This is a genomic window from Rhizobium oryzihabitans, from assembly GCF_010669145.1.
GTDB classification, from domain to species: Bacteria; Pseudomonadota; Alphaproteobacteria; order Rhizobiales; family Rhizobiaceae; genus Agrobacterium; species Agrobacterium oryzihabitans.
In genome coordinates this window covers 472,224-493,513 of the sequence record NZ_CP048635.1, presented here as the reverse complement: position 1 = coordinate 493,513, position 21,290 = coordinate 472,224, and the positions used below count along the sequence as shown (strand labels likewise).

Below are 21,290 nucleotides of genomic sequence, written 5' to 3'. Positions count from 1 at the left end.
AAAAGCTGAGCAAGGCAATAGTCGACTACAATCTTGAAATTCACCATTCTTGGCGCACACCGCCCGCAAACAACGGAGTAGGCATGTGTACCACCTTGATTGTCCCCGGTCTCAATGGTTCGGACGAGGGACATTGGCAGAGACATTGGCTGCTGGATAATCCTGAGGCGCGGCTGGTCGAGCAGGAGAATTGGGAGTGCCCTGTTCTTGCAGACTGGCTAGGTCGCCTCGAAGCGGCGCTCGCCACAACCGAAAGCGCCTATATTGTCGCCCACAGTCTCGGTTGCCTGCTGGTCGCGAACATGGCGTCGCGACCCATAGCCAGCAGGATCAAGGGTGCGCTTCTGGTGGCGCCCGCCCATCTCGACCGGGTGGAGGCAATGCATCCCTGCATCGTCCGCTTCGGCGCATTTCCTCAAGCGCCGCTCGCCTTTCCGAGCCTTGTCGTGGGCAGCATGAACGACCCCTATATGAGCCCGGATGAGCTGGCCCGCACCGCTGCTGACTGGGGAAGCGATCTCGTCAATCTTGGCTCCGTTGGACATATCAATATCGCCGCCGGTTTCGGCCGGTGGCCTGAGGGCTATGCTCTTTTCGAACGCCTGAAAGCGGCGTCCGAAATCACGGCCAGCAGATCGAGGAGGCGCGGGTTGCCGGCGCTGCGCGGTGCGCTGCTGCAGGGGATGCCGGCGCTCCATAGCTTTCCCATTCGCAATGCATACGCTTCGGGCGTCAGCACCATTTGTGGCGCACCACAACCTTTGAGGGCTTTTAGGCTAAATTTTTCTTATAAAATTTTGAATCTCACCTTTTGATTGTTTTTGGGTGACTGTATTTATTTTCTACAGAAAATATGAAAAAGTGTTTCTTCGCTCCATCAGGTTTTGTTGTCACCTTTTATCGGTCATCAAATCAGGAAGGGGTAAGGAAATGTCCAGAATCAAGCTTGTAACGTCGGCTCTCGGCGGATTGTTGTTGTCGACGGTGTCGTTGGCCGCAGCCGGGGCGTCGGAAGCGCTGGTTACGGCCGACTGGCTGAAGGAAAATCTCGACAATCCGAAAGTGCGGGTCTTTGAGGTAAGCGTCGATACCGGCGTCTATGAGCGCGGGCATATTCCCGGCGCGGTGAACCTCAACTGGCACACGGATCTCGTGGACAAAGAAAAGCGCGACATTGCGGCGCGCGAGAATTTCCAGTCCCTTTTGCAGAAGGCCGGTGTGGGCGACGATACGACGATCGTTTTGTATGGCGACAATAATAACTGGTTTGCCGCCTGGGGAGCCTGGATTTTCGAAACCTACGGCCTTGGTGACCGGGTGAAGCTTCTTGATGGAGGCCGCAAGCTGTGGGAGGCGCAGGGCCTGCCTTTAGACACATCCGCGCCGGCAACGGTCGAGACGAAACTGAAGCTCGGTGAGCCCGACACGTCGGTCCGGGCGAGGTTCGTGGATGTTGTCGCGGTGGCCGAGGGTAAGCACAACATCAAGCTGGTGGATATCCGCTCTGCGGATGAATATTCGGGCAAGATTTTTGCGCCTGATGGCGTCAAGGAATTGTCCGTCCGGGCCGGCCATATTCCCGGCGCCGTCAACGTTCCATGGGGCACCATCGTCAACAAGGACGGAACCTTCAAACCGGCAGACGAGATCAAGACCATCTATGCCGAAAAGGGCATCGACGGTTCGACGCCCGTCATCACCTATTGCCGCATCGGCGAGCGCTCCAGCCACACATGGTTCGCGCTGAAGAAAATACTCGGCTACGACGTCCGTAACTATGACGGGTCATGGACCGAATACGGAAATGCGGTTGGTGTTCCGATCAGCAACCCGACCGGCACGGTCTGGACCGGAAAATAAGCCGCAGGCGTCTTTATTCTTCTGGCCGGTGCGCCGACATGGCGCGCCGGCATTTGTTCTTCCGAGATCCCGGTATTTCATGCATTCGATTACTCTCCGTTTCGCGGCACTCGCCATTTTATCTGCGCTGGCTGCCGCGACCTATCCGCTCGGGGCGCTTGAAAATGGCAGGCAGCTTGCGTTCTCGCTGCTGGCCGGTGCCGCTTTCGGCATCGTGATGCAGCGTGGGCGCTTCTGCTTTCTCTGCAATTTTCGCGATTTCATCGACAACAGGCGCTCGGATGGTGTTGTTTCAATCCTTGTCGCGCTTCTGGCTGGCGTGGTGTTTTACCAGATCGTCATCATGGCCTGGATGCCGGTTCCGCAGCCTGGTCGCCTGCCGCCAAATGCACATATTGGTCCGGTCGGCTGGATTCTGGCGGTTGCGTCGACTGTCTTCGGGGTGGGTGCGGCTCTATCCGGATCCTGCCTGTCGGGACATTTCTACCGACTGGGCGAGGGGGCTTTCGGATCGATGCTTGCCATAGTCGGTGCCGGTTTCGGTTTTCTGCTGGCATTTCTCAGCTGGAATTTTCTCTACACGCTTACCGTTTTCGACGATCTTCCCGTCTGGTTACCACACCATCTGGGATATGGCTCGGCGCTGTTGATTGCCTGCGCTCTATTGGCCGTCCTTATTATCGTTGTGCTCTTTTTCGATAAGGCAGCTCCCGGTCTTTCGGCTGCGATCCCGGCAAGTCGGCTGCATCAGGCATTTCGCAGCATTTTCGTCGAACGCTGGCCTCCGGTCGTCACGGGGGTGCTTGTGGCGGCCATCAGCGCCTTTTCCTATTTCCGCGTGGCACCTCTCGGGGTAACGGCCGAACTCGGCAGTATCGTCAGAACAGCCGGGGCTTCGGCAGGTTGGGTACCTGAGACGCTTGCGGGCCTTGATACGGTCCGGGGATGCATCAGCGCCATTAAAATGACGATCCTGTCGCCAAATGGCGTCTTCGTTGGCGGATTGATTGTTGCGAGCTTTGCATCCGCTCTTTCTGCCGGAAAATTTCAGCCGTCCTGGCCTTCCGCCGGCGGTCTTGCGACACGTTTTGCCGGTGGCGTGCTGATGGGCTGGGGAGGGATGACAGCGCTGGGCTGCACCATCGGCGTGCTGCTGTCGGGCATTCATGCGGGTGCGCTGTCGGGATGGGTGTTCCTGGTTTTTTGCGGTTTCGGCGCCTTTGCGGGGCTCCTTTTCAAACGCCGTTTTGCATGGCCGTGAAGGTCAGCCGTCGAAATTCTCTGCCAGTTTGCCCGCACGTGCGCCATCATCCCCTTTTTGGCGGTTCGGAACGGAATTTTTCCCGCTGCTTCAGCCTTAGTTCACATTTGCCGATGGTCCGCCAATTATAGAATAGTAATTTTATGGAAAATATTGACCATTGCGGGCGCTGGCCGGAGGATAGAGCAAGTGGACCAAAGGAGGCGCACATGCCGCAGGGATTTCATGCGTTTACTTTCAGTCTGTTCGGTTTGACGCGGCGACGTTCGCGCGAGGATGAACAGGGCAACCCTCATCCGCTGGATCATTCCGGGCGCTTCAGGCAGGACAAAAGCGATCTTGAACTTGAACGGGAAGAGATCTGCGAAATGAATTTCGCGATGCTCGGCCTCTATCCTGTCCTGTGACGCGCGGGAAGATTGTTCGCCTCTTCGTCGCTTCCGGGTCTTTCCGTGGAGATAAACTCTCCTCCCGGCACGGAAATTGGAACAAAATTTCTTAAAGGCATCGGGGAATTGGCTACCCTTTTTATCAAGCCGCATTGCCCGAGGGGCGGATTACAAAGGACCTGTCGATGAGCACAGCTGACAAACCACTCGATTTTCTGTGGTTCATACCCACCTCGGGAGACGGCAGCTATCTTGGCTCCGACGATCTGTCGCGTCCCGCCGATCCTGGCTATTTCCGGGAAATAGCGCAGGCCGCCGATCGGCTCGGTTATTCCGGCGTGCTTATTCCGACCGGCGTCGCCTGCGAAGAATCCTTCATCCTTGCGGCCAATCTCGCAGCCTATACCGAGAGGCTGAAATTCCTCGTCGCCATCCGTCCGGGCGTCGCCTCGCCGGCCTATTATGCTCGCTTGGCCTCCACGCTCGACCGTGTTTCCCATGGGCGGCTGCTTCTCAACATCGTAGTTGGCGGCAGCGCGCAGGAACTGGCCGGTGACGGCATTTTCCTGCCGCATGACGAGCGTTACGATCACGCCGACGAATTCTTCCAGGTCTTCAATTCGCTGATCGAAACCGGCAAGGGGGAACTCGACGGCAAATACATCAAGGCGCAGGGCGCGAAGCTAGGCCTGCCGCCGGTGCAGGAACCGCGTCCGCCGATTTACTTCGGCGGCTCTTCCGATGCCGGTATCGATTTCTCGGCGGGTATCACCGACAAATATCTGACCTGGGGTGAGCCGCCCGCACAGGTGGCGGAAAAAATCGCCAAGGTTCGCGCCGCCGCTGCGAAAAAGGGGCGGGAGGTGACCTTCGGCATTCGCCTGCATTTCATCGTGCGCGAAACCGACGAGGAAGCCTGGGCCGATGCCGAAAAGCTGATTTCAAAGCTTTCCGACGAAACCATCGCTTCGGCGCAGGAAGCCTTCTCCAAGGCTTCGGATTCCGTTGGGCAGGCCAGAATGCAGGCGCTGCACAATGGCCGTCGCGACAGGCTGGAAGTCTCCCCGAATTTGTGGGCGGGCATCGGTCTCGTCCGTTCGGGTGCGGGCACGGCGCTGGTCGGTTCGCCGAAGACCGTCGCGGCACGGCTGCGGGAATATCAGGCTCTGGGCATCGATACCGTCATCGCCTCGGGCTATCCGCATCTGGAGGAAGCCTATCGCATATCCGAACTGCTGTTCCCGGAAATCGGGCTTGATGGTCCGCGCAACCAGATCCGCTCCTCCTTCGGTTCGAAACAGGTTTTCGGTGGTGGTGGCCACGGCGGCAACGTCAAGCTGGTGTCCGGGTCCTGATCAATCACGGGGACGTCGGTTTCCGCCGTCTTTCCTTTGCGTTTCCGGCAACACCCACGCGGCGGGATGCCCGAAGGCAAAGGGAAAGGCTACATAAAACATTATTTCTATAGAATATTACGATTATGGAAAACGATGTCTATTTCACACCCCGCCGCCGCTGTTAGCTATTGAACAAATCAGCTGTTTTCAGGAGCCACCGATGACATTGCAATATGCGGCCAAGGATCAACAATTCATCAATCTCCGCGATCCCGTTTCCGGCAAGGCGCCAGATGCCGACAGCCTGAAGGCCGCGCTCAGAACGCTGGGCGGCGGTGTCAGCGTCATCACGGCAGGCGAGGGTGATGCGCGCACGGGTGCCACGGTGACATCCGCCACCGCCCTGTCGGTCGATCCGCCGAGAATTCTGGTTGCGCTCAACCGCTCCTCATCCACATGGCCCGTGGTGGAGCGTTTCGGTCATTTCGCGGTAAATATTATCGGCCCGAACCATCAGTTCGTCGCCAATCAGTTTGCCGGCATCGGCGGCCTGAAAGGGGAAGAGCGTTATCGTGGCGCGGAATGGACCCGTCTGGCGAGCGGCGCGCCTATTCTCGAGGATGCCGTTGCCGCAATCGACTGCACCATCGAGGAGGCAATCGAGCGGCACAGCCACGTCATCGTCATCGGCAAGGTCGAGGCGATCCGCCTCGGCTCCGGGCACTCGCTGGTCTATCAAAACGGCCGGTATCATTCGCTGGACTGAGCGCCGTCCTTTCCGGCGCTTTCACGCGGTCATTCTTTGAGGGAGTTGAGCATGGGATCCGTCACGCCACTCGGCGAAAGAATTCGTTTCGTGCCCCCGCGCCTCGGCGCGGATGGCGATGTCCTGACCGTCGCCCGTACGATCGCTGAAAAATGCGCCGTGGAAAGTCCGGGGCAAATCCATGCGCGGATCGCCCGTTCCGGTCTCCTCGCCCTCTCCGTTCCGAATGAGCTGGGTGGGGCAGATATAACCAATGACGTTCTTTCGCAGGCGCTTTCGATTATTTCGGCGGCCGATGCGGCAGCGGCGCATGACCTCGTCGAACATTTCACCGCGCTTGAATTCATCCGGAATGCGGGAAGCGAAGAGCAGCGCAAGGCTCTTTTTGCCCGCCTCGATCTTGGTGAGACATTTGCGCTTGCATCGTCCGATGCCGGTGTGGATCAGGCGGTGCTGGTGACTGGCGATGACTATGCCTTGCGGCTTCCTGACGATGCCATGCGATCGGTCACTGCCGATGCGGACTGGATCGTCGTTCCGGCCGTCAATGCGGCCGGGCAGACGCTGCTCGTCGTTTTGCGCAATCGGCCCAATACATCATGGGACGGTCTGCTGCGTGCCGATCAGGTCGCGTTCCTTGCTCAGGGGGCTGGAAATCTGGCCGCCTCCGTTTCCACCCTCTTGAAGGCGGCCGTGGCACTGGGTGAAAAGCAGCGTGAGCTGTCCGCGCTCCTGATCGACAGGCTGGCCGACGAAGGCGAAACACGGCCGGTCATCGGCGAAGTCTTTCTCGCCATTGAACTGCTGAAAGCGCAAATCTCCCGGCTGGCGGCCAATATCGATGCGGCGCAGGTGGGTGCAGAAAACGTCACCTTTCGCTCGGTCAGGAACAATGCCATCACGCTGGAGATCCTGATGGCGCGCCTCGGCCTTATCGATGGCGTAAGCGAATCCGGGTTGATTGCGTCTCTGGGGGACGATCTGCGCCGGCAATAGGCAGAGCCTATTCGCCCGCAGGAATGGACCGTGCGTCCTGGCCGTCCTTGGCGACGAATTGTGCGAGCGTCATATTGTCCAGGATTGTTGCGATGGCGTCGCGCACGTCCGTCATCGAAACCCTGACCTGACAGGTCTCGGGATCGTCACAGTCGTCGCAGGCTTCAAACGCGGTGCGGCTGGCACAGCGAATGGGGGCCAGCGGCCCGTCGAGCGTGCGGATGACCTGGCCGATCATGATTTCCGATGGCATTTTCGAGAGCGAATAGCCGCCATTCGGTCCCTTCTTGGAGCGCAGGATGCCGCTATTGCGCAGCTCGAGAAGGATCGTATCCAGAAATTTTTTCGGAATATTGTTACGGGTCGCAATCTCGGTCACGAAGGCGGTCTCGCCCTGGGGCAACCGCGCCAGATCGACAAGAGCCTTCAACCCATATTTGCCTTTTTTGGTCAGCATTGCATGATCCGAAAAGAGAGCCGGCATAGTCTGGAATGCCGGATCATGTTGTTCTCAACTTACTAAGTAGTTTTTACCGAATTCCGGCGCAAGCCCGTTTCGTCCGGGCTCGGTACCGGAAACGCCTCTTTGCCTGCCTTTTTGCACCAGTGTATTCATGGTTGTGGATTGCTTTGCCAAAGACAACTGCTGAAAACATCGCGGGAAACAATATTTTCTCTGATCCCCTCGCAACGTGGAACGAACGTCCTTTATTAGCATATAAAATCAGTAGACAAAGTATGCATCAAAAGACGTGCGAGGTGATGATGTATACGCTCAGTTTGCTGGACAAGAGCCCGGTTCCGACGGGTGAGAACGCGGCAAGCGCGTTCCGCGACACGATCAATCTCGCCAGACGCGCCGAAGAACTGGGTTACCGCCGTTTCTGGGTCGCCGAACATCACAATTCGCCGGAGCTTGCCGGTTCCGCGCCTGAGGCGCTGGTTGCGTGGATTCTGGCGAAGACCTCCCGTATCCGCGTCGGCTCGGGAGGCGTGATGCTGCAGCATTACAGCCCATACAAGGTCGCTGAAGTTTTCAACGTGCTGTCCTCTCTCGCGCCCGGCCGGGTCGATCTTGGTATCGGCAAGACGCCGGGCGGACTGCCGCTTGCAACGTCCGCCTTGCAGCAGGCCTATGACCCCGCCCGCAAGACGGATTTCGAAACGGCACTCAGTGAACTCACCACGTTCCTCTCGGGCGCTGCACCGCAGGGTCATGAGCAGGCGGGGTTGCAGGCGACACCGGTGCCGCCGGTTGCTGTGGACAGATTTCTGCTTGGCGCCAGCCCTGAAAGCGCAAGGCTTGCGGCGTCCAGAGGATGGAATTTTGTCTTTGCCGGTCATCTCAATGGTGATCCGGACGTTCTTCGCAGCAGCCTCTCGGCTTTCCGCGAGGAAAGCGGCGGGAAAGCGCCGATCCTTGCCCTCTCGGTCTTTGCCGCCAGCGATCCGGACCATGCGGCAAGACAGGTTGAGGGGCAGCGCATCTACCGTGTGTTCCTCAGTGACGGCAAGGCGTTCAATCTTGGCCGTCGTGAGCAGGCCGAAGAATTTGCCCGCCAGTCCGGCGATACCGATTATCGCATCGAGGAGCGCAAGCCCAACGTCCTGCACGGCGGGCCGGAGGATATTCACAAGGCGCTGCGCGCGCTTTCCGATGAACACGGTATCGAGGAATTCATCATTGAACCGCCGCATGTCGGAGCCGATCAGCGGCTTGCCTCGATCGAATTGCTGGCCACACACCGCCTTTCCAGGGCGGCGTGAACTTGTCCTCAGGAGGAAATGACATGACGAAAAAGACAGTCCGTTTCGGCATCATGCTCCAGGGCCCGGGCGGGCATATGAACGCCTGGCGGCACCCGAAAAGCCCGGTCAATGCCAGCGTCAACTTCGATTTTTTCAGGAAAACGGCGCTGAAGGCGGAAGCAGCCGGTATTGCCTTCGCCTTCGTGGCCGACGGGCTTTATATCAATGACAAGTCCATTCCGCATTTTCTCAATCGGTTCGAGCCTTTGACCGTCCTTTCGGCACTGGCTTCCGTCACGTCGAAGATCGGCCTCGCCGGCACGGTTTCAACCTCCTACAGCGATCCTTTCACCATCGCGCGCCAGTTTGCCTCGCTCGATCTTCTGAGCGGCGGCAGGGCCGGCTGGAATGCCGTGACGACGCCGCTCGAGGGCACGGCGAAAAACTACAGCCGCAACCATCCCGAACATGCCCTGCGCTACGAGATCGCCGATGAATATCTGGAAGTGATCAAGGGGCTGTGGGACAGCTGGGACGATGATGCCTTCGTGCGCAACCGTGAGACGGGGCAATTTTTCGACCGGCAAAAACTCCACACGCTTGGTCACAAGGGCCGTTTCTTCCAGGTGGAAGGCCCGCTGAACATCCAGCGTTCGCCGCAGGGCCAGCCGGTGGTATTCCAGGCCGGTTCTTCCGATGCCGGTATCGGCCTTGCGGGCAAACATGCCGATGCCGTCTTCACCAATTCCGCCTCGCTCGAGGAAAACCAGACATTCCTGAAACGTGTGAAGCAGAGCGCTGTCGCGCAGGGCCGGTCCGCTTCCGACGTGAAGATTTTCCCCGGCATCGGACCCATTGTCGGTGAAACGCAGGAGGAAGCGGAAGCGAAATACGACATCATCCGCAACCTCATCACCATCGAGGATGCGCTTGCTTATCTCGGCCGCTTCTTCGACCATCACGATTTCAGCGTCTATCCGCTGGACGAGCCTTTCCCCGAACTCGGAGATATCGGCAAGAACAGCTTCCGTTCGACGACCGACCGCATCAAGCGCCGTGCGAAGGAAAAGAACCAGACGCTGCGCGAGGCGGCGCTGGAAGCCGCAACCCCGCGCGAAGGCTTCATCGGAACCCCGGACAAGGTGGCGGACGAGATCATCCGCTGGGTGGAGCACGATGCGGCCGATGGTTTCATTCTGGGCTTCCCGGTCATTGCCGAGGGGCTGGACGATTTCATCCGCCTCGTCATTCCGGTGCTTCAGCGTCGTGGTTATTTCGAACCGCATCTGGAAGGCACAACGCTGCGTGAGCATCTGGGCCTGCCTTTCAAGGAAAGCATCTATTCCCGCGCCGAAACCGGCCCCGACAAGGCTATCGCATGAGGTAGGGCCGGGCGGCAGCTGTTGTCGCCCGAAAAAAATTTAAACGTGCTGTGCGGGTGAAGCGCGGCGCAGGAGACCAGAACCATGAATATCCGCATTGACGGCGCGCGTCCCCAGGACGACGCCGAACGGGGAATCCTTGCTTTTATCGAGGAGAGCATCGCCATCCGGCATGATCTCCACCGGCATCCGGAGCTTTCGCTGGGGGAAAAACGCACGGCGGCGCTTGTTGCCCGTTACCTCCTGTCTTTCGGATATGAGGTGACGGAGGGCATCGGCGGCCATGGCGTCGTCGCCACCCTGAAACGCGGTCACGGTGACAAACGTCTGGGCATTCGCGCCGATATCGACGCCCTGCCCATCGTCGAGGAGACCGGCCTTGCCTATGCCAGCCAGACGCAGGGTGTGATGCATGCCTGCGGTCATGACGGCCACACGACGATCCTGCTCGCCGCCGCCCGTTACCTTGCTGAAACATCGAGTTTTTCCGGTACGCTGACGCTGATTTTCCAGCCCGCCGAGGAAATCGGCGCAGGCGCGAGGGCGATGATAAAGGACCGGCTGTTCGAGCGGTTTCCCGTCGATGCGGTGTTCGGGTTGCACAATTGGCCGGGTGTCGAAACCGGACAATTCGGCTTCGTCGAGGGCCTGCCATGGCCTCCGTGGACAAGGCGAAGGTGCGCATCATCGGCAAGGGCGGGCACGGGGCGGCGCCGCATGAAACGGTCGATCCGGTCCTCGCCTCGGCAAGTTTTGTCACTGCCTTGCAGAGCATCGTCTCGCGCAATGTCGATCCGCGGGAAATGGCAGTGCTGACGGTGGGCTCAATTCATGGCGGCACCGCCTCCAATGTCATTCCCGAGAGTGTGGAACTCCAGATCACCGCCCGGGCCTTTTCGCCGGCCGTTCGCGACCGGCTCGAGGAGCGGCTTCCCGCCCTTGCGAAAGCGCAGGCGGAAAGCTTCGGCGCAACCGCCGATGTCGCCTATTCCCGTGGTTTCCCACCCGTCATCAATCACGTCCGGCAGACAGTCTTCGCCCGCGATGTCGCCAAGCGGCATTTCCCCGCCGAACAGGTCGCCGAAGGCTTTCAGCCGCGAACGGCGAGCGAAGATTTCGCGTTCATGCTGCTCGAGCGGCCAGGCTCCTTTCTCTTCGTCGGCAATGGCGACAGCGCGCCGCTGCACAGCCCCCACTACGATTTCAACGATGCCATCATCGCGCCTGCGGCGCGCTTCTGGGTGCGTCTGGCGGAAGCGTACCTCTCCTGATGCAACGAGTTTAGGACAACGAGATGAGCGACAGTTTTCTCTACACATCGGTCAAGGATCCGCTCGCAGCCCCGCTTCTGGAGGAGCTGCTGTTCGAATATGACAGCCGCTACGGCACATATTTCAGTGCGGAAGGCGCCAGGGCGGAAATGAACAAATATCCGCCGGAGGCCTTCAGCCCACCGTCGGGCAATTTCTTGTTGTTGCTGCGCGGCGGCAAGGCGATCGCCGGCGGCGCCTTCATGCGCTACGATGAAGAGAGCGCCGAGTTCAAGCGGGTCTGGACCCACTCGGCCTACCGCCGGCAAGGGCTTGCGAAGATTGTGCTTCAGGAGTTGGAGCAGCAGGCGATCCGGCAGGGTTATGCCCGCGCCTATCTGACTACGGGCTTCCGTCAGCCGGAAGCGGTGGGCCTTTATCTGACCAACGGCTATCGCGCTTTGTTCGACACAACTGCCGATCCCGAGACGATCAAGACGCTGCCTTTCGAAAAATGGCTTTCCGATGCCGCCTCCGCCTCTGGTGCGGAGGGCACGCCGATACCGGCCGCCCGGCCGCAATCTTCCCCGGCCCACCCGTGAAAGGTTTTTCCCGATGACGATAGCCTCTGATTTTCCGCATGTGGCGGTGAGCGAGCAGAAGGGTGAGCCGATCAAGGGTGGTTATGCCCATTTTCGCATCGTTCCGGCCCGTTATCCCTTGCGAACGGTGGGCACGGTCTTCTCCGTTCTCATCATAGCGGCCGTTCTGCATTCCATCTTCGGCAATCCGCGCTGGGGCTGGGATGTCTTTGCGGAATGGTTTTTCGCCGAACCGGTGTTGGTCGGTCTTGGCAGGACGCTGCTGCTCACCGCGCTCGGTGCGCTGTTCGGTTTTGTGCTCGGAACACTGCTGGCGCTTGCCCGCGTTTCGCGCTCGCCGCTGCTGGTTGCCGTCTCCTGGACCTATATCTGGATTTTCCGGTCGATCCCTTTGATCGTGCTGCTGCTGATCCTCAACAATCTCGGTTATCTCTATGAAACGGTGACGATCGGCGTTCCCTATACCGGCATCAATTTCTTCAGCTGGAATACGACGCAGCTGATGACGCCTTTTGCGGCGGCCGTTCTGGGGCTGACGCTCAATCAGGCCGCCTTCGCATCCGAAATCGTGCGTGGCGGCATCCTTTCGGTCGATCAGGGCCAGCTGGAAGCTGCCGCAGCACTTGGTCTTCCCCGGCGGCGGCAGGCGTCCCGCATCGTTCTGCCGCAGGCGATGCGCTCCATCCTGCCTACCGCTTTCAATGATATCATCGGCCTCGCCAAGGGCACGTCGCAGGTCTATATCCTAGCCCTGCCGGAGCTGTTCTATACCATCCAGATCATCTATCGCCGCAATCTGGAAGTGATCCCGCTGCTGATGGTCGCGACCGTTTGGTATCTGGTGATCCTGACTGCGCTTTCGATTGTTCAGCACCATATCGAGCGGCATTTTTCACGCGGTGCGCTGCGCAACCCGCCGCCGTCCCTGTTCGCCACGATCTACCGTACCTTCCTGCCACGCAAGCCTTTGCCTGAAACCGTGGAAACGGCGGTGTCGGTTGCGACCAGGCCCGAGCGCGCGGCACCCACCCCTGCCGCCAGCTTCCAGCTCGGAAATCGTGGCGGGTCGGTCAACATCCACGGCGTTTCCAAATCCTTCGGGTCGCTCAAGGTGCTGGATGATATCAGCCTTTCCATTCCGGCGGGCAGTGTCACCACCATTCTCGGTCAGTCCGGCTCCGGCAAGTCCACCTTGCTGCGCTCCATCAACCATCTGGAGCGCGTCGATGACGGTTTCATCGCCATAGACGGCGAACTGGTCGGTTATCGTCAAAAGGGCGACACGCTTTACGAACTGAAGGAACGCGAAATCCTCAAGCGCCGCGCCGAAGTGGGCATGGTGTTCCAGAGCTTCAACCTGTTCCCGCATCTGACTGCGCTTGAAAACATCATCGAAGCGCCCATCGCCGTTCGAGGCATTTCGAAAGAGCAGGCCGAGGCCGAGGCGCGCGATCTTCTGGCCCGCGTCGGCCTTGCCGAAAAAGCCGGCGCCTATCCTCGCCAGCTTTCCGGCGGGCAGCAACAGCGCGTGGCGATTGCCCGGGCGCTGGCATTGCGACCGAAGGTGCTGCTGTTCGACGAGCCGACATCCGCGCTCGATCCTGAACTCGTCAACGAGGTGCTTGACGTCATCAAGGAGCTTTCGCGCTCCGGTGTCACGCTCATCATCGTTACCCATGAAATCGGTTTTGCCCGCGAAGTCTCCGACAGGGTCGTCTTCATGGAGCAGGGCCGCATCATCGAAACGGGTACGCCGGAAAAGGTGTTCAGCAGCCCGGATCACCCCCGCACCGCCGAATTCCTCGCAAAAGTTCTCTAACCAAAAAACAAGGGAAACACTCACATGGCATTTTCATCGAAACTATTATCATTGCTTGCCGGCGGTCTTTTCTCCGCCACCACCGCGCTCATCCCGGCCGCACACGCGCAGGAGGTCGATCTTTCTCCGGAACAGAAGGGGCGGGTGCGCGCCGATAAGGTTGAAGAGGCGATCAAGCTTCTTCCGGCCAGCCACAAGTTCATCGCCGACGGAAAGCTGACGGTCGCGACCGTACCGTTCCGCCTGCCACTGGTCGATTATGCGAGCGACACGAAAACGCCGATTGGCGTGGAGCCCGATATCGCCCAGCTGGTTGCTGACAGCCTCGGCCTTGAACTTCAGCTCGTTCCGATCGCATGGGCCGATTGGCCTCTGGGTCTGACATCCGGCAAATACGATGCCGTCACTTCCAACATCACGGTGACGGAAGCGCGCAAGGAAAAGTTCGATTTTTCCAGCTACCGCAACGACCTGCTCGGCTTTTACGTGGGCAATAACAGCAAGGTGACGACCGTCAGCAAGCCTGAGGACGTGGCCGGGCTGAAGGTCATCGTCGGTGCAGCCACCAATCAGGAACAGATCCTGCTGAAATGGATCAAGGATAACAAGGCCAAGGGCTTGCCCGACACAGAGGTGCAATATTACGACGATCAGGCCGTGCTTGACGTTGCCCTGCAATCCGGCCGCGCGGACGCCTATCTTGGCCCCAACGCAACCTCGGCCTTTCAGGCGGCAAGCCAGAAGAAGACCAGGCTCGTCGGCACCTTCTCCGGCGGATGGCCGGAAGCGGCGGAAATCGCCGTCGCCTCCAAAAAGGATGCCGGCATTGCCGAAGCCATCACGGCGGCGGTGAACGCCCAGATCAAGAACGGCAACTACGGCAAGGTTCTTGCCCGCTGGAACCTTGGCTCTGAGGCCATCACCGAATCCCGCACCAATCCGCCCGGCCTGCCCAAGAGCTAACCGCCGATTTTCCAAAAAAGCGGAGTTGCCAACACGCTGAGTTGAAGGTGGGACATCACTCAGCCGGTAGCGCGGGCTCCTCCCGTCCGCGCTACCTCCGTCCCGCAATCATTTTATCGGGAAACCAGAATGACTTTCACCTCTCGTCTAGCGACAGCCGCGCTCGGTGCTCTTCTCTCCATCGCCGGTTTCGGACCGGCCTTTGCAACGGATGTTTTCGATCTGTCGCCGGACCAGCCCGGCCGGATCAGGGTTGAAAAAGACCCCACCGCGATTGCTGCCATTCCGAAAGATTTCAAATTCATTACCCCGGGCAAACTCACCGTCGCGGTTGCACCCGGAGGCCCCCCGCTCGCGACCTATGCGACGGACGCAAAGACGGTGGTCGGGGCCGATCCGGACTATGCGCTTGCGGTGGCTGACAGTCTTGGCCTCGAGCTGGAATTGGTGGCGGTGGCCTGGGCCGACTGGCCGCTGGGGCTTGCCTCGGGCAAATACGATGCTGTCATCTCCAATGTCGGGGTGACCGAACAGCGCAAGGAGAAGTTCGACTTTTCCACCTATCGTCAGGGCCTGCACGGGTTTTTCGTCAAGTCCGATAGCGGCATCACCGCCATCAAAGAACCGAAGGATGCGGCGGGCCTGAGGATCATCGTCGGCGCCGGCACCAATCAGGAGCGCATTCTGCTGAAATGGAACGACGAGAACGTCGCCGCCGGACTTAAGCCGCTCGAACTGCAATATTACGATGACGAGGCCACCCGGCTTGTCGCGCTTTCTGCCGGGCGGGCGGATGTGATCGTCCAGCCGCATGCGCAGCTGGTCTTCATCGCGGCGCGCGACAAGACCATCAAGCGTGTCGGAACGCTCTCCGCCGGCTGGCCGGAGCGTTCCGATGTCGCCATCACCACCCGCAAGGGTTCGGGACTGGCCGATGCCCTGACGCTGGCCACCAATGATCTGATCAAGAGCGGCGCTTACGCGAAGATACTGGACCGCTGGCAGCTTGCGGAAGAGGCCTTGCCGGAATCGCGTACCAACCCACCCGGCCTGCCGAAAAGCTGACCGGTCGAAGAAATGCGGCGGACGGCAATACCCGCAGGCTACGCTTTGCGGGTATCGTTCTGTCCGCCAACCGCTCCAGGCAGAAGAATCAAAAATCCGCGACCTTGCCCCAGGATGAACCAAGGAAACGGCTGGGGTGATAGGGAGCAGGATCGACGATCGGGTTTGAACCCGTGACGATATCGGCGATCAGATGGCCAGCGCCCGGGCCGATGCCGAAACCGTGTCCGCTGAAGCCGGCGGCGAGGATGAAGCCGGGCAATTCGCTGGTCTCACCGATGGCGGGCACACCATCCGGCGTGCTGTCGATGAAACCGGCCCAGGCGGCGGAAATCTGGGTTTTGCGAAGGGCGGGCAGGAGTTCCAGTGCCCTTTTGTGGGTCTCCTGGATGGCGGCGGCATTCGGTTTCGGATCGAGAATGCGAACTCGTTCCATCGGCGTCGGCGCATCGAGCCGCCAATGTTTCAACGTTTCATGGCCGCCACGGATACCCTCCAGCCCGCCCGGACGCAGGCTGCGCCAGCGCTTGAGGAACATCGGCACGAATTCGCGCGCGAATCGCATTTGCTGTGCGGTTGGGTCGATGCGCCCAAGGCCGCTGATCGCAAGGGTGTAACCGCCGTTTTTACGCCGTGTGGCCGAAACGGCTGTGGTATGCAACGCATCCGGCAGGTCTTCCGCACCCGGTGTGACCGATAGGATGGAGGAACGCACGGAGGCCTGCGGAAATCGAATGCCCAACTGGCGGCAGAAAGAGGATGCCCAGGCACCTCCGGACATGATGGCGGTTTTGGTGCGGATGGTGCCTTTTTCGGTGATGACGGCACTGACGCGGCCGCCTTCCGTCTCCAGACCGCGCGCCGCGCAATTCTGATGCACCGTGCCACCCAGTTTCATGATGGCGCGCGCAACGGCGGGTGCCGCCATCGAAGGATCGGCCGTGCCGTCCGTTGGCGAAAAGACGCCGCCCTTCCAGCGTTTGCCTGTGGCGCGTCCGCGTTCGCTTGCCTCATCCGTACTCAGCATATGGGTTGTTACGCCCGCGGTGATGGCAAAATCGCGCCAGCGCGCCCAGCCCGCAAGTTCGGCCTCGTTGTCGCTCAGGTAAAACAATCCGCAGCGGCGAAAACCGGTGTCCTCACCGCTTTCGGCAGCAAATTGATCCCAAAGCGTCAGGCTCTGCGTCGAAATCGGCAATTCGCGTGCGTCGCGGTTCTGCTGCCGGCACCAACCCCAGTTACGGCTGGATTGCTCCGCGCCAATAAGGCCTTTTTCGACAAGAGCCACTTTCAGGCCGCGCCGCGCGAGGTAATAGGCAGCGAAAACGCCGACGATGCCGCCACCGATAATGACGGCGTCCGCGGATTTCGGCAATTCCGGCGAGGTCGTGATCTGTTGCAGCGGCGCAGGCATATGGGGCTCCTTATCTTCCTACTAATTTACCTTGGTCGCCGGGTAAACGCTGCCAGACTGGGCCGATTGCCGGAATCTCCTGCTGTTCAGGGCCACGTCTGCAACTCTTTATGCTGGATGAAAAAAATATCCCCGCGTCGACAGGGCTTGCGCATGTGATAAGATTTCCATTGCCACGTCAGAATTTTATGCTGTGTGCTCAAAAAACAAAAAAGGGGTTCCTCACGTGATGAAACTTGACCGGATCGATATCAAGATCCTCTACGAGCTCCAGAAGAACGGGCGCATCACCAATGTGGAACTGGCGGAGCTTGTCAATCTCTCGCCAAGCCCCTGTCTGATGCGGGTCAAGAAGCTTCAGGCCGAAGGGTATATCGAAGGCTATTCGGCGCAGATCAACATCAACAAGCTCGGCCAGACCCTGACGGTCTTCACTGAAATCACGCTCAAGAACCACCGCCAGATCGATTTTGCCCGCTTTCTCGGCGTCGTTGAAAAGATCGACCAGGTGGTGGAATGCCATCTCGTTTCCGGCGGTTACGATTATCTGTTGAAATTCGTCACGTCCGGCATTGTCGAATATCAGTCGATCATGGAGCGCCTGACGGACATGGATGTCGGCATAGACAAATATTTCAGCTTCGTGGTGCTGAAATCACCGATCATCAAAGCGCATATGCCACTGACGAGCCTGTTTCCTCTTTGAAATAAAAGGGCGTCTCTTCCCCAATCTCGACGTCATCCTCGGGCTCGACCCGAGGATCCATAGCCCGTCGAGATGGATGGATCCTCGCTTCAAGGGCGAGGATGACGTCGAAGTTTTTCGCGGCGTGCTTACGTCGTAATCCGGGCAGCTTCCGGCCTATCACCTCTTGGAAAACGCCCGCACCAGTTCCGCATCCTGCTGGAGATTGTCGAGCCATTTCGGGTCGAGCTTCGGCACCGAGGAAAACAGGAGCTTCGAATAGGGATGCGTCGGTGATTTGATCGCTTCGGTCGCCAGATGCTCCACCTTCTGCCCGCCATACATCACAACGATTTCGTCGCAGATGGTTTCCACCACCGAAAGATCGTGGCTGATGAAAATATAGGAGAGGTTGAGCTCCCGCTGTAATTCACCGAGCAGGTCGATGATGGCGGCTGCGACGACCGTATCCAGTGCCGAGGTGATTTCATCGCAGATGATGAACGACGGTTCGGCTGCCAGCGCGCGGGCGAAGTTGACGCGCTGTTTCTGCCCGCCTGACAGGCCGGAAGGGTGGCGGTGGCGGACCGAGCGCGGCAGCTTCACCATATCCAGAAGTTCGTCGATCCGGACGTCGCGGGCCTTGCCTCGCATGCCATGATAGAAGGTCAGCGGCCGGCCGAGAATGTCCTCGATGGGTTTTGACGGGTTAAGCGCGGTATCGGCATATTGGAAAACGATCTGCATGCGGCGCAGCTGATCGCTGGTGCGTCTGCGCGCATCGGCATCCAGTTGCTTTCCTTCGAAGATGACATGACCGCTCGCGGCGGGCAGAATGCCGGCAATGGCGCGCGCCAGCGTCGATTTTCCGCAGCCGGATTCGCCGATGATGCCAAGATTGCGGCCGGGATAAACCGCAAGGCTGACGGAATCGACCGCACGCACCAGCGGCATCCGGTCGTCGCCTTTCGTGCCGTAGCCGGCGATCAGACTTTCGATATCGAGGAGCGGTGTCGCCTGGCTCTGTGCGAGCGGCGCGACCGCGCGCACCTTGTCGTTAAAGGCGGTCAGCAACTCGCGCGTATAAGGATGCTGCGCATTCTCCAGAATGTCCGTGGTCGTGCCGGTTTCCTGAACCTCGCCGCCTTTCAGCACCACGATCCGGTCGGCGATCTGGGCGACAACGGCAAGATCGTGGGACACATAAACGCCGCCGATGCCACCCTTGCGCATTGCCGATTTGAAAGCGCGCAGAACCTCGATCTGTGTCGTCACGTCGAGTGCCGTGGTCGGTTCGTCGAAGATCACCAGTTCCGGGTTGCCGATCAGCGCCATGGCGGCGGAGAGACGCTGCAGCTGACCGCCGGAAACCTGATGCGGATAACGCTCGCCGATGGTTTCCGGATTGGGAAGCGACAGGGCCTTGAAGAGTTCTACCGCTTTGACGCGTGCCTCCTGCGGCGGCATCAAATGATGGATGCGGGTGACTTCAATGACCTGATCGATGATCTTTTGCGCCGGGTTGAAGGCGGCCGCCGCACTCTGAGGGACGTAGGAGATTTTCGTGCCGCGGATTCTGGCGCGTTCGGCTTCCGAAAGCTGCACCATGTCGCGACCCGCCACGGTCACGCTACCGCCGGAAATGCGGCAGCCCGGACGGGCATAACCCATCAATGTCAGCGCGATTGTGGTCTTGCCGGAGCCGCTTTCGCCGATCAGTGCGACGATCTCGCCTTCGGCTATATCGATATCGACGCCCTTGATGATCTGGATGCGGCGGCCGGAATCGGTGGTCGCCTCGACTTTCAGTCCACGGATTTCAACGAGATTGGTCATTACTGGCTCCTGTCGCGGATTTTCTGCGGCAGATTGTCGATCAGCAGATTGACGCTGATCGTCAGGCTGGCAATCGCCAGCGACGGGAAGATCACTGCCGGCGCGGCAAAGGGCAGGCCGCCGATGTTTTCACGCACCAGCGCGCCCCAGTCGGCATTCGGCGGCTGCAGGCCGAGGCCGAGGAAGGAGAGGCCCGACAGAAGCAGCACGATGAAGACGAAGCGCACGCCAAGATCCGCAAGCACGGGGCGGATGATGTTCGGCAGGATTTCGGAGCCGATGAGATAGAGCAGGCTCTCGCCACGCACCCGGGCGACGGTGACGAAGTCCATGGTATTGATGTTGACCGCGAGCGCCCGGGCGAAACGATAGGCGCCCGGCGTATAGATCACCGACAGGGTGACGATCAGCACCGGGATGGACGAGCCGACAGCGGCAACCACCACAAGGCCGAAGAGCTTGCTCGGAATGGAGTTCACCGCATCGAGAAAACGGCTGAGCGCCGCATCGAACCAGCCGCCGACGACGGCGGCGCACATGCCGAGAACGACGCCGGACACGCAGGCGATCGTGACCGCCGCAAGCGAGATGCCAACCGTGAAACGTGCGCCCATGAGAATGCGGGAAAAGACATCGCGGCCGAGATAATCGGAACCGAGCCAGAGGTTGGAGGTCATGGGGCCGAAATAATCGAGATCGACGATTTCACCAACCGGATGGGGGATGAGATAGGGCGCAAATATCGCAACCATCGCCCAGAGGAAAATGACGAGAAAGCCGAAAACACCGACTGCGTTGATCCTGTAACCCAAACGCGAAGTCCCCGAAGTTGTGTTGATATGATCGGCCATCAGCGCAGCCTCGGATTGGACATGATGGCGATGATATCAGCCGTGGTGATGAGGAGGAGATAACCCACGCAGAAAATCATCGCGCAGCTCTGGATCAGCGGCAGGTCGCGCGTCGCGACACCATCGACCATCAGCTTGGCGATACCCGGATAGTTGAAGATGGTCTCGACGATGATGACGCCGCCCACGAGATAGGAGAGCGACAATGCCACCGCATTGACGATCGGGCCGAGCGCATTGGGCAGCGCGTGGCGCAGCACGATCCGCATGCGCGGTGCGCCCTTTAAAAGCGCCATTTCCACATAGGGCGTATCAAGCGTCTCAATGACGGCGGCGCGGCTCATGCGGATCATCTGCGCCGACACCACGAAGGTGAGGGTGATGACCGGCATGGCGTAAACGCGCAGCATATCGAACACGCTATGGACCTCGCTGATGAGCGACAGGGCCGGCAGCCATTTGAGATAGACAGCGAAAAGCAACACGGCCAGCGTCGCTATCATGAATTCCGGCACGGAAATGACGCCGATGGTGAGGATCGTGACGGCGCGGTCATAAAGCGTCCCACGCAGCATGGCGGAGCTGATGCCAAGCGTCAGGGCCAGCGGTACGGCGATGAGTGTGGTGATGCCGGCAAGCTTCATGGAGTTGACGAAACGCGGGCCGATGAGGTCGGCGATCGCCATATTATTGGCGTAGGAGGTGCCGAGCTCGCCCTGCAGCAGGCCGAAAAGCCAGCGAACGAAACGCAGGAGGGCCGGGTCATCAAGATGCATGGCGGTGCGCAGACCGGCGACGGCTTCAGGCGTCGCCGACTGGCCGAGAAGGATCGTCGCCGTGTCGCCGGGCAGCAGGCTGGTGGCGGAAAAGACGATAAACGACACGATAAGCAGGGTCGTCAACATGACGACCAGCCGCCTGGCAATAAGGGACAATATCCGGCTGTTCATTCACATGCTCCTGCGACCTGCCTGGCCATTAGAGCGCCTCGCATCCTACAGGACGCATAAACGCTCTAACTCTTTGAATCCACGAATCGCTATAGAAGAAAATCGAACATGATCT

Annotated in this window: 18 protein-coding genes and 2 pseudogenes; 15 read left to right on the top strand and 5 right to left on the bottom strand. The window is 59.5% G+C overall.

Features of this window, described 5'->3' with window-relative positions:
- Positions 1–83 precede the first annotated feature (83 nt).
- The 7 genes and pseudogenes from G3A56_RS18955 to G3A56_RS18925 form a co-directional block, all read left to right on the top strand.
- A pseudogene (locus G3A56_RS18955) lies at positions 84–677 on the top strand (alpha/beta hydrolase); the annotation flags it as partial.
- Positions 678–930: 253 nt separating this feature from the next.
- The gene (locus G3A56_RS18950; protein ID WP_082185666.1) at positions 931–1,860 is read left to right on the top strand and encodes a sulfurtransferase; all 930 of its coding nucleotides are present in this window, start codon (positions 931–933) and stop codon (positions 1,858–1,860) included.
- A gap of 79 nt (positions 1,861–1,939) precedes the next feature.
- Positions 1,940–3,121 carry a YeeE/YedE family protein gene (locus tag G3A56_RS18945; protein ID WP_082186060.1) on the top strand — a complete coding sequence of 394 codons (1,182 nt, stop codon included), beginning with the start codon at positions 1,940–1,942 and terminating at the stop codon, positions 3,119–3,121.
- Positions 3,122–3,330: 209 nt separating this feature from the next.
- Positions 3,331–3,528 (top strand): hypothetical protein, encoded by a 198-nt coding sequence (locus tag G3A56_RS18940; protein WP_082185667.1) that lies wholly within the window; start codon positions 3,331–3,333, stop codon positions 3,526–3,528.
- A gap of 167 nt (positions 3,529–3,695) precedes the next feature.
- On the top strand, positions 3,696–4,865 hold the full coding sequence (gene ssuD, locus G3A56_RS18935; protein WP_082185668.1) for an FMNH2-dependent alkanesulfonate monooxygenase: 1,170 nt from the start codon (positions 3,696–3,698) through the stop codon (positions 4,863–4,865).
- Between the two features lie 202 nt (positions 4,866–5,067).
- The gene (locus G3A56_RS18930) at positions 5,068–5,613 is read left to right on the top strand and encodes a flavin reductase family protein (protein WP_082185669.1); all 546 of its coding nucleotides are present in this window, start codon (positions 5,068–5,070) and stop codon (positions 5,611–5,613) included.
- Between the two features lie 51 nt (positions 5,614–5,664).
- Entirely contained in the window at positions 5,665–6,609 is a 945-nt protein-coding gene (locus G3A56_RS18925; RefSeq protein ID WP_035221176.1) for an acyl-CoA dehydrogenase family protein, read from the top strand.
- 7 nt (positions 6,610–6,616) lie between these two features.
- On the opposite strand, the gene G3A56_RS18920 is transcribed toward G3A56_RS18925, so the two are convergent.
- Positions 6,617–7,066, bottom strand: a complete 450-nt coding sequence (locus G3A56_RS18920) for an RrF2 family transcriptional regulator (RefSeq protein ID WP_003506886.1) — start codon at positions 7,064–7,066, stop codon at positions 6,617–6,619.
- Positions 7,067–7,371: 305 nt separating this feature from the next.
- On the opposite strand from G3A56_RS18920, the gene G3A56_RS18915 reads away from it, so the two are divergent.
- From G3A56_RS18915 to G3A56_RS18885, 7 genes and pseudogenes are all read left to right on the top strand, one after another.
- A complete protein-coding gene (locus G3A56_RS18915; protein WP_167373942.1) occupies positions 7,372–8,376 on the top strand; it encodes an LLM class flavin-dependent oxidoreductase in 1,005 nt (334 codons plus the stop codon).
- Between the two features lie 23 nt (positions 8,377–8,399).
- Positions 8,400–9,740: an LLM class flavin-dependent oxidoreductase gene (locus G3A56_RS18910; protein ID WP_082185671.1), complete on the top strand. Its 1,341-nt coding sequence runs from the start codon at positions 8,400–8,402 to the stop codon at positions 9,738–9,740.
- 84 nt (positions 9,741–9,824) lie between these two features.
- Positions 9,825–11,011: pseudogene (locus G3A56_RS18905) on the top strand (M20 aminoacylase family protein).
- A gap of 23 nt (positions 11,012–11,034) precedes the next feature.
- On the top strand, positions 11,035–11,592 hold the full coding sequence (locus G3A56_RS18900; RefSeq protein ID WP_082185673.1) for a GNAT family N-acetyltransferase: 558 nt from the start codon (positions 11,035–11,037) through the stop codon (positions 11,590–11,592).
- A gap of 13 nt (positions 11,593–11,605) precedes the next feature.
- Positions 11,606–13,411, top strand: a complete 1,806-nt coding sequence (locus tag G3A56_RS29355) for an amino acid ABC transporter permease/ATP-binding protein (RefSeq protein WP_082185674.1) — start codon at positions 11,606–11,608, stop codon at positions 13,409–13,411.
- 24 nt (positions 13,412–13,435) lie between these two features.
- Positions 13,436–14,374: an ABC transporter substrate-binding protein gene (locus G3A56_RS18890; RefSeq protein WP_082185675.1), complete on the top strand. Its 939-nt coding sequence runs from the start codon at positions 13,436–13,438 to the stop codon at positions 14,372–14,374.
- Positions 14,375–14,503: 129 nt separating this feature from the next.
- A complete protein-coding gene (locus G3A56_RS18885) occupies positions 14,504–15,439 on the top strand; it encodes an ABC transporter substrate-binding protein (protein WP_082185676.1) in 936 nt (311 codons plus the stop codon).
- Positions 15,440–15,527: 88 nt separating this feature from the next.
- Here G3A56_RS18885 and G3A56_RS18880 read toward each other — a convergent pair whose 3' ends face one another.
- On the bottom strand, positions 15,528–16,853 hold the full coding sequence (locus G3A56_RS18880; RefSeq protein ID WP_082185677.1) for an NAD(P)/FAD-dependent oxidoreductase: 1,326 nt from the start codon (positions 16,851–16,853) through the stop codon (positions 15,528–15,530).
- 229 nt (positions 16,854–17,082) lie between these two features.
- Between G3A56_RS18880 and G3A56_RS18875 the strand changes: the two genes are divergently transcribed.
- The gene (locus tag G3A56_RS18875) at positions 17,083–17,559 is read left to right on the top strand and encodes an Lrp/AsnC family transcriptional regulator (protein ID WP_035243534.1); all 477 of its coding nucleotides are present in this window, start codon (positions 17,083–17,085) and stop codon (positions 17,557–17,559) included.
- Between the two features lie 159 nt (positions 17,560–17,718).
- On the opposite strand, the gene G3A56_RS18870 is transcribed toward G3A56_RS18875, so the two are convergent.
- Genes G3A56_RS18870 through G3A56_RS18860 form a run of 3 tightly spaced genes read right to left on the bottom strand, consistent with a single transcriptional unit; the run spans position 17,719 to position 21,175 of the window.
- Complete coding sequence (locus G3A56_RS18870) at positions 17,719–19,374, bottom strand: ABC transporter ATP-binding protein (protein ID WP_164056777.1); 1,656 nt, start codon at positions 19,372–19,374, stop codon at positions 17,719–17,721.
- Positions 19,374–20,225 (bottom strand): ABC transporter permease, encoded by an 852-nt coding sequence (locus G3A56_RS18865; protein WP_082185679.1) that lies wholly within the window; start codon positions 20,223–20,225, stop codon positions 19,374–19,376. Before G3A56_RS18865 ends, G3A56_RS18870 begins: the two co-directional genes overlap by 1 nt.
- Positions 20,225–21,175, bottom strand: coding sequence for an ABC transporter permease (locus G3A56_RS18860; protein ID WP_003500438.1), 951 nt, complete (start codon positions 21,173–21,175; stop codon positions 20,225–20,227). Before G3A56_RS18860 ends, G3A56_RS18865 begins: the two co-directional genes overlap by 1 nt.
- Positions 21,176–21,290: the final 115 nt, after the last annotated feature.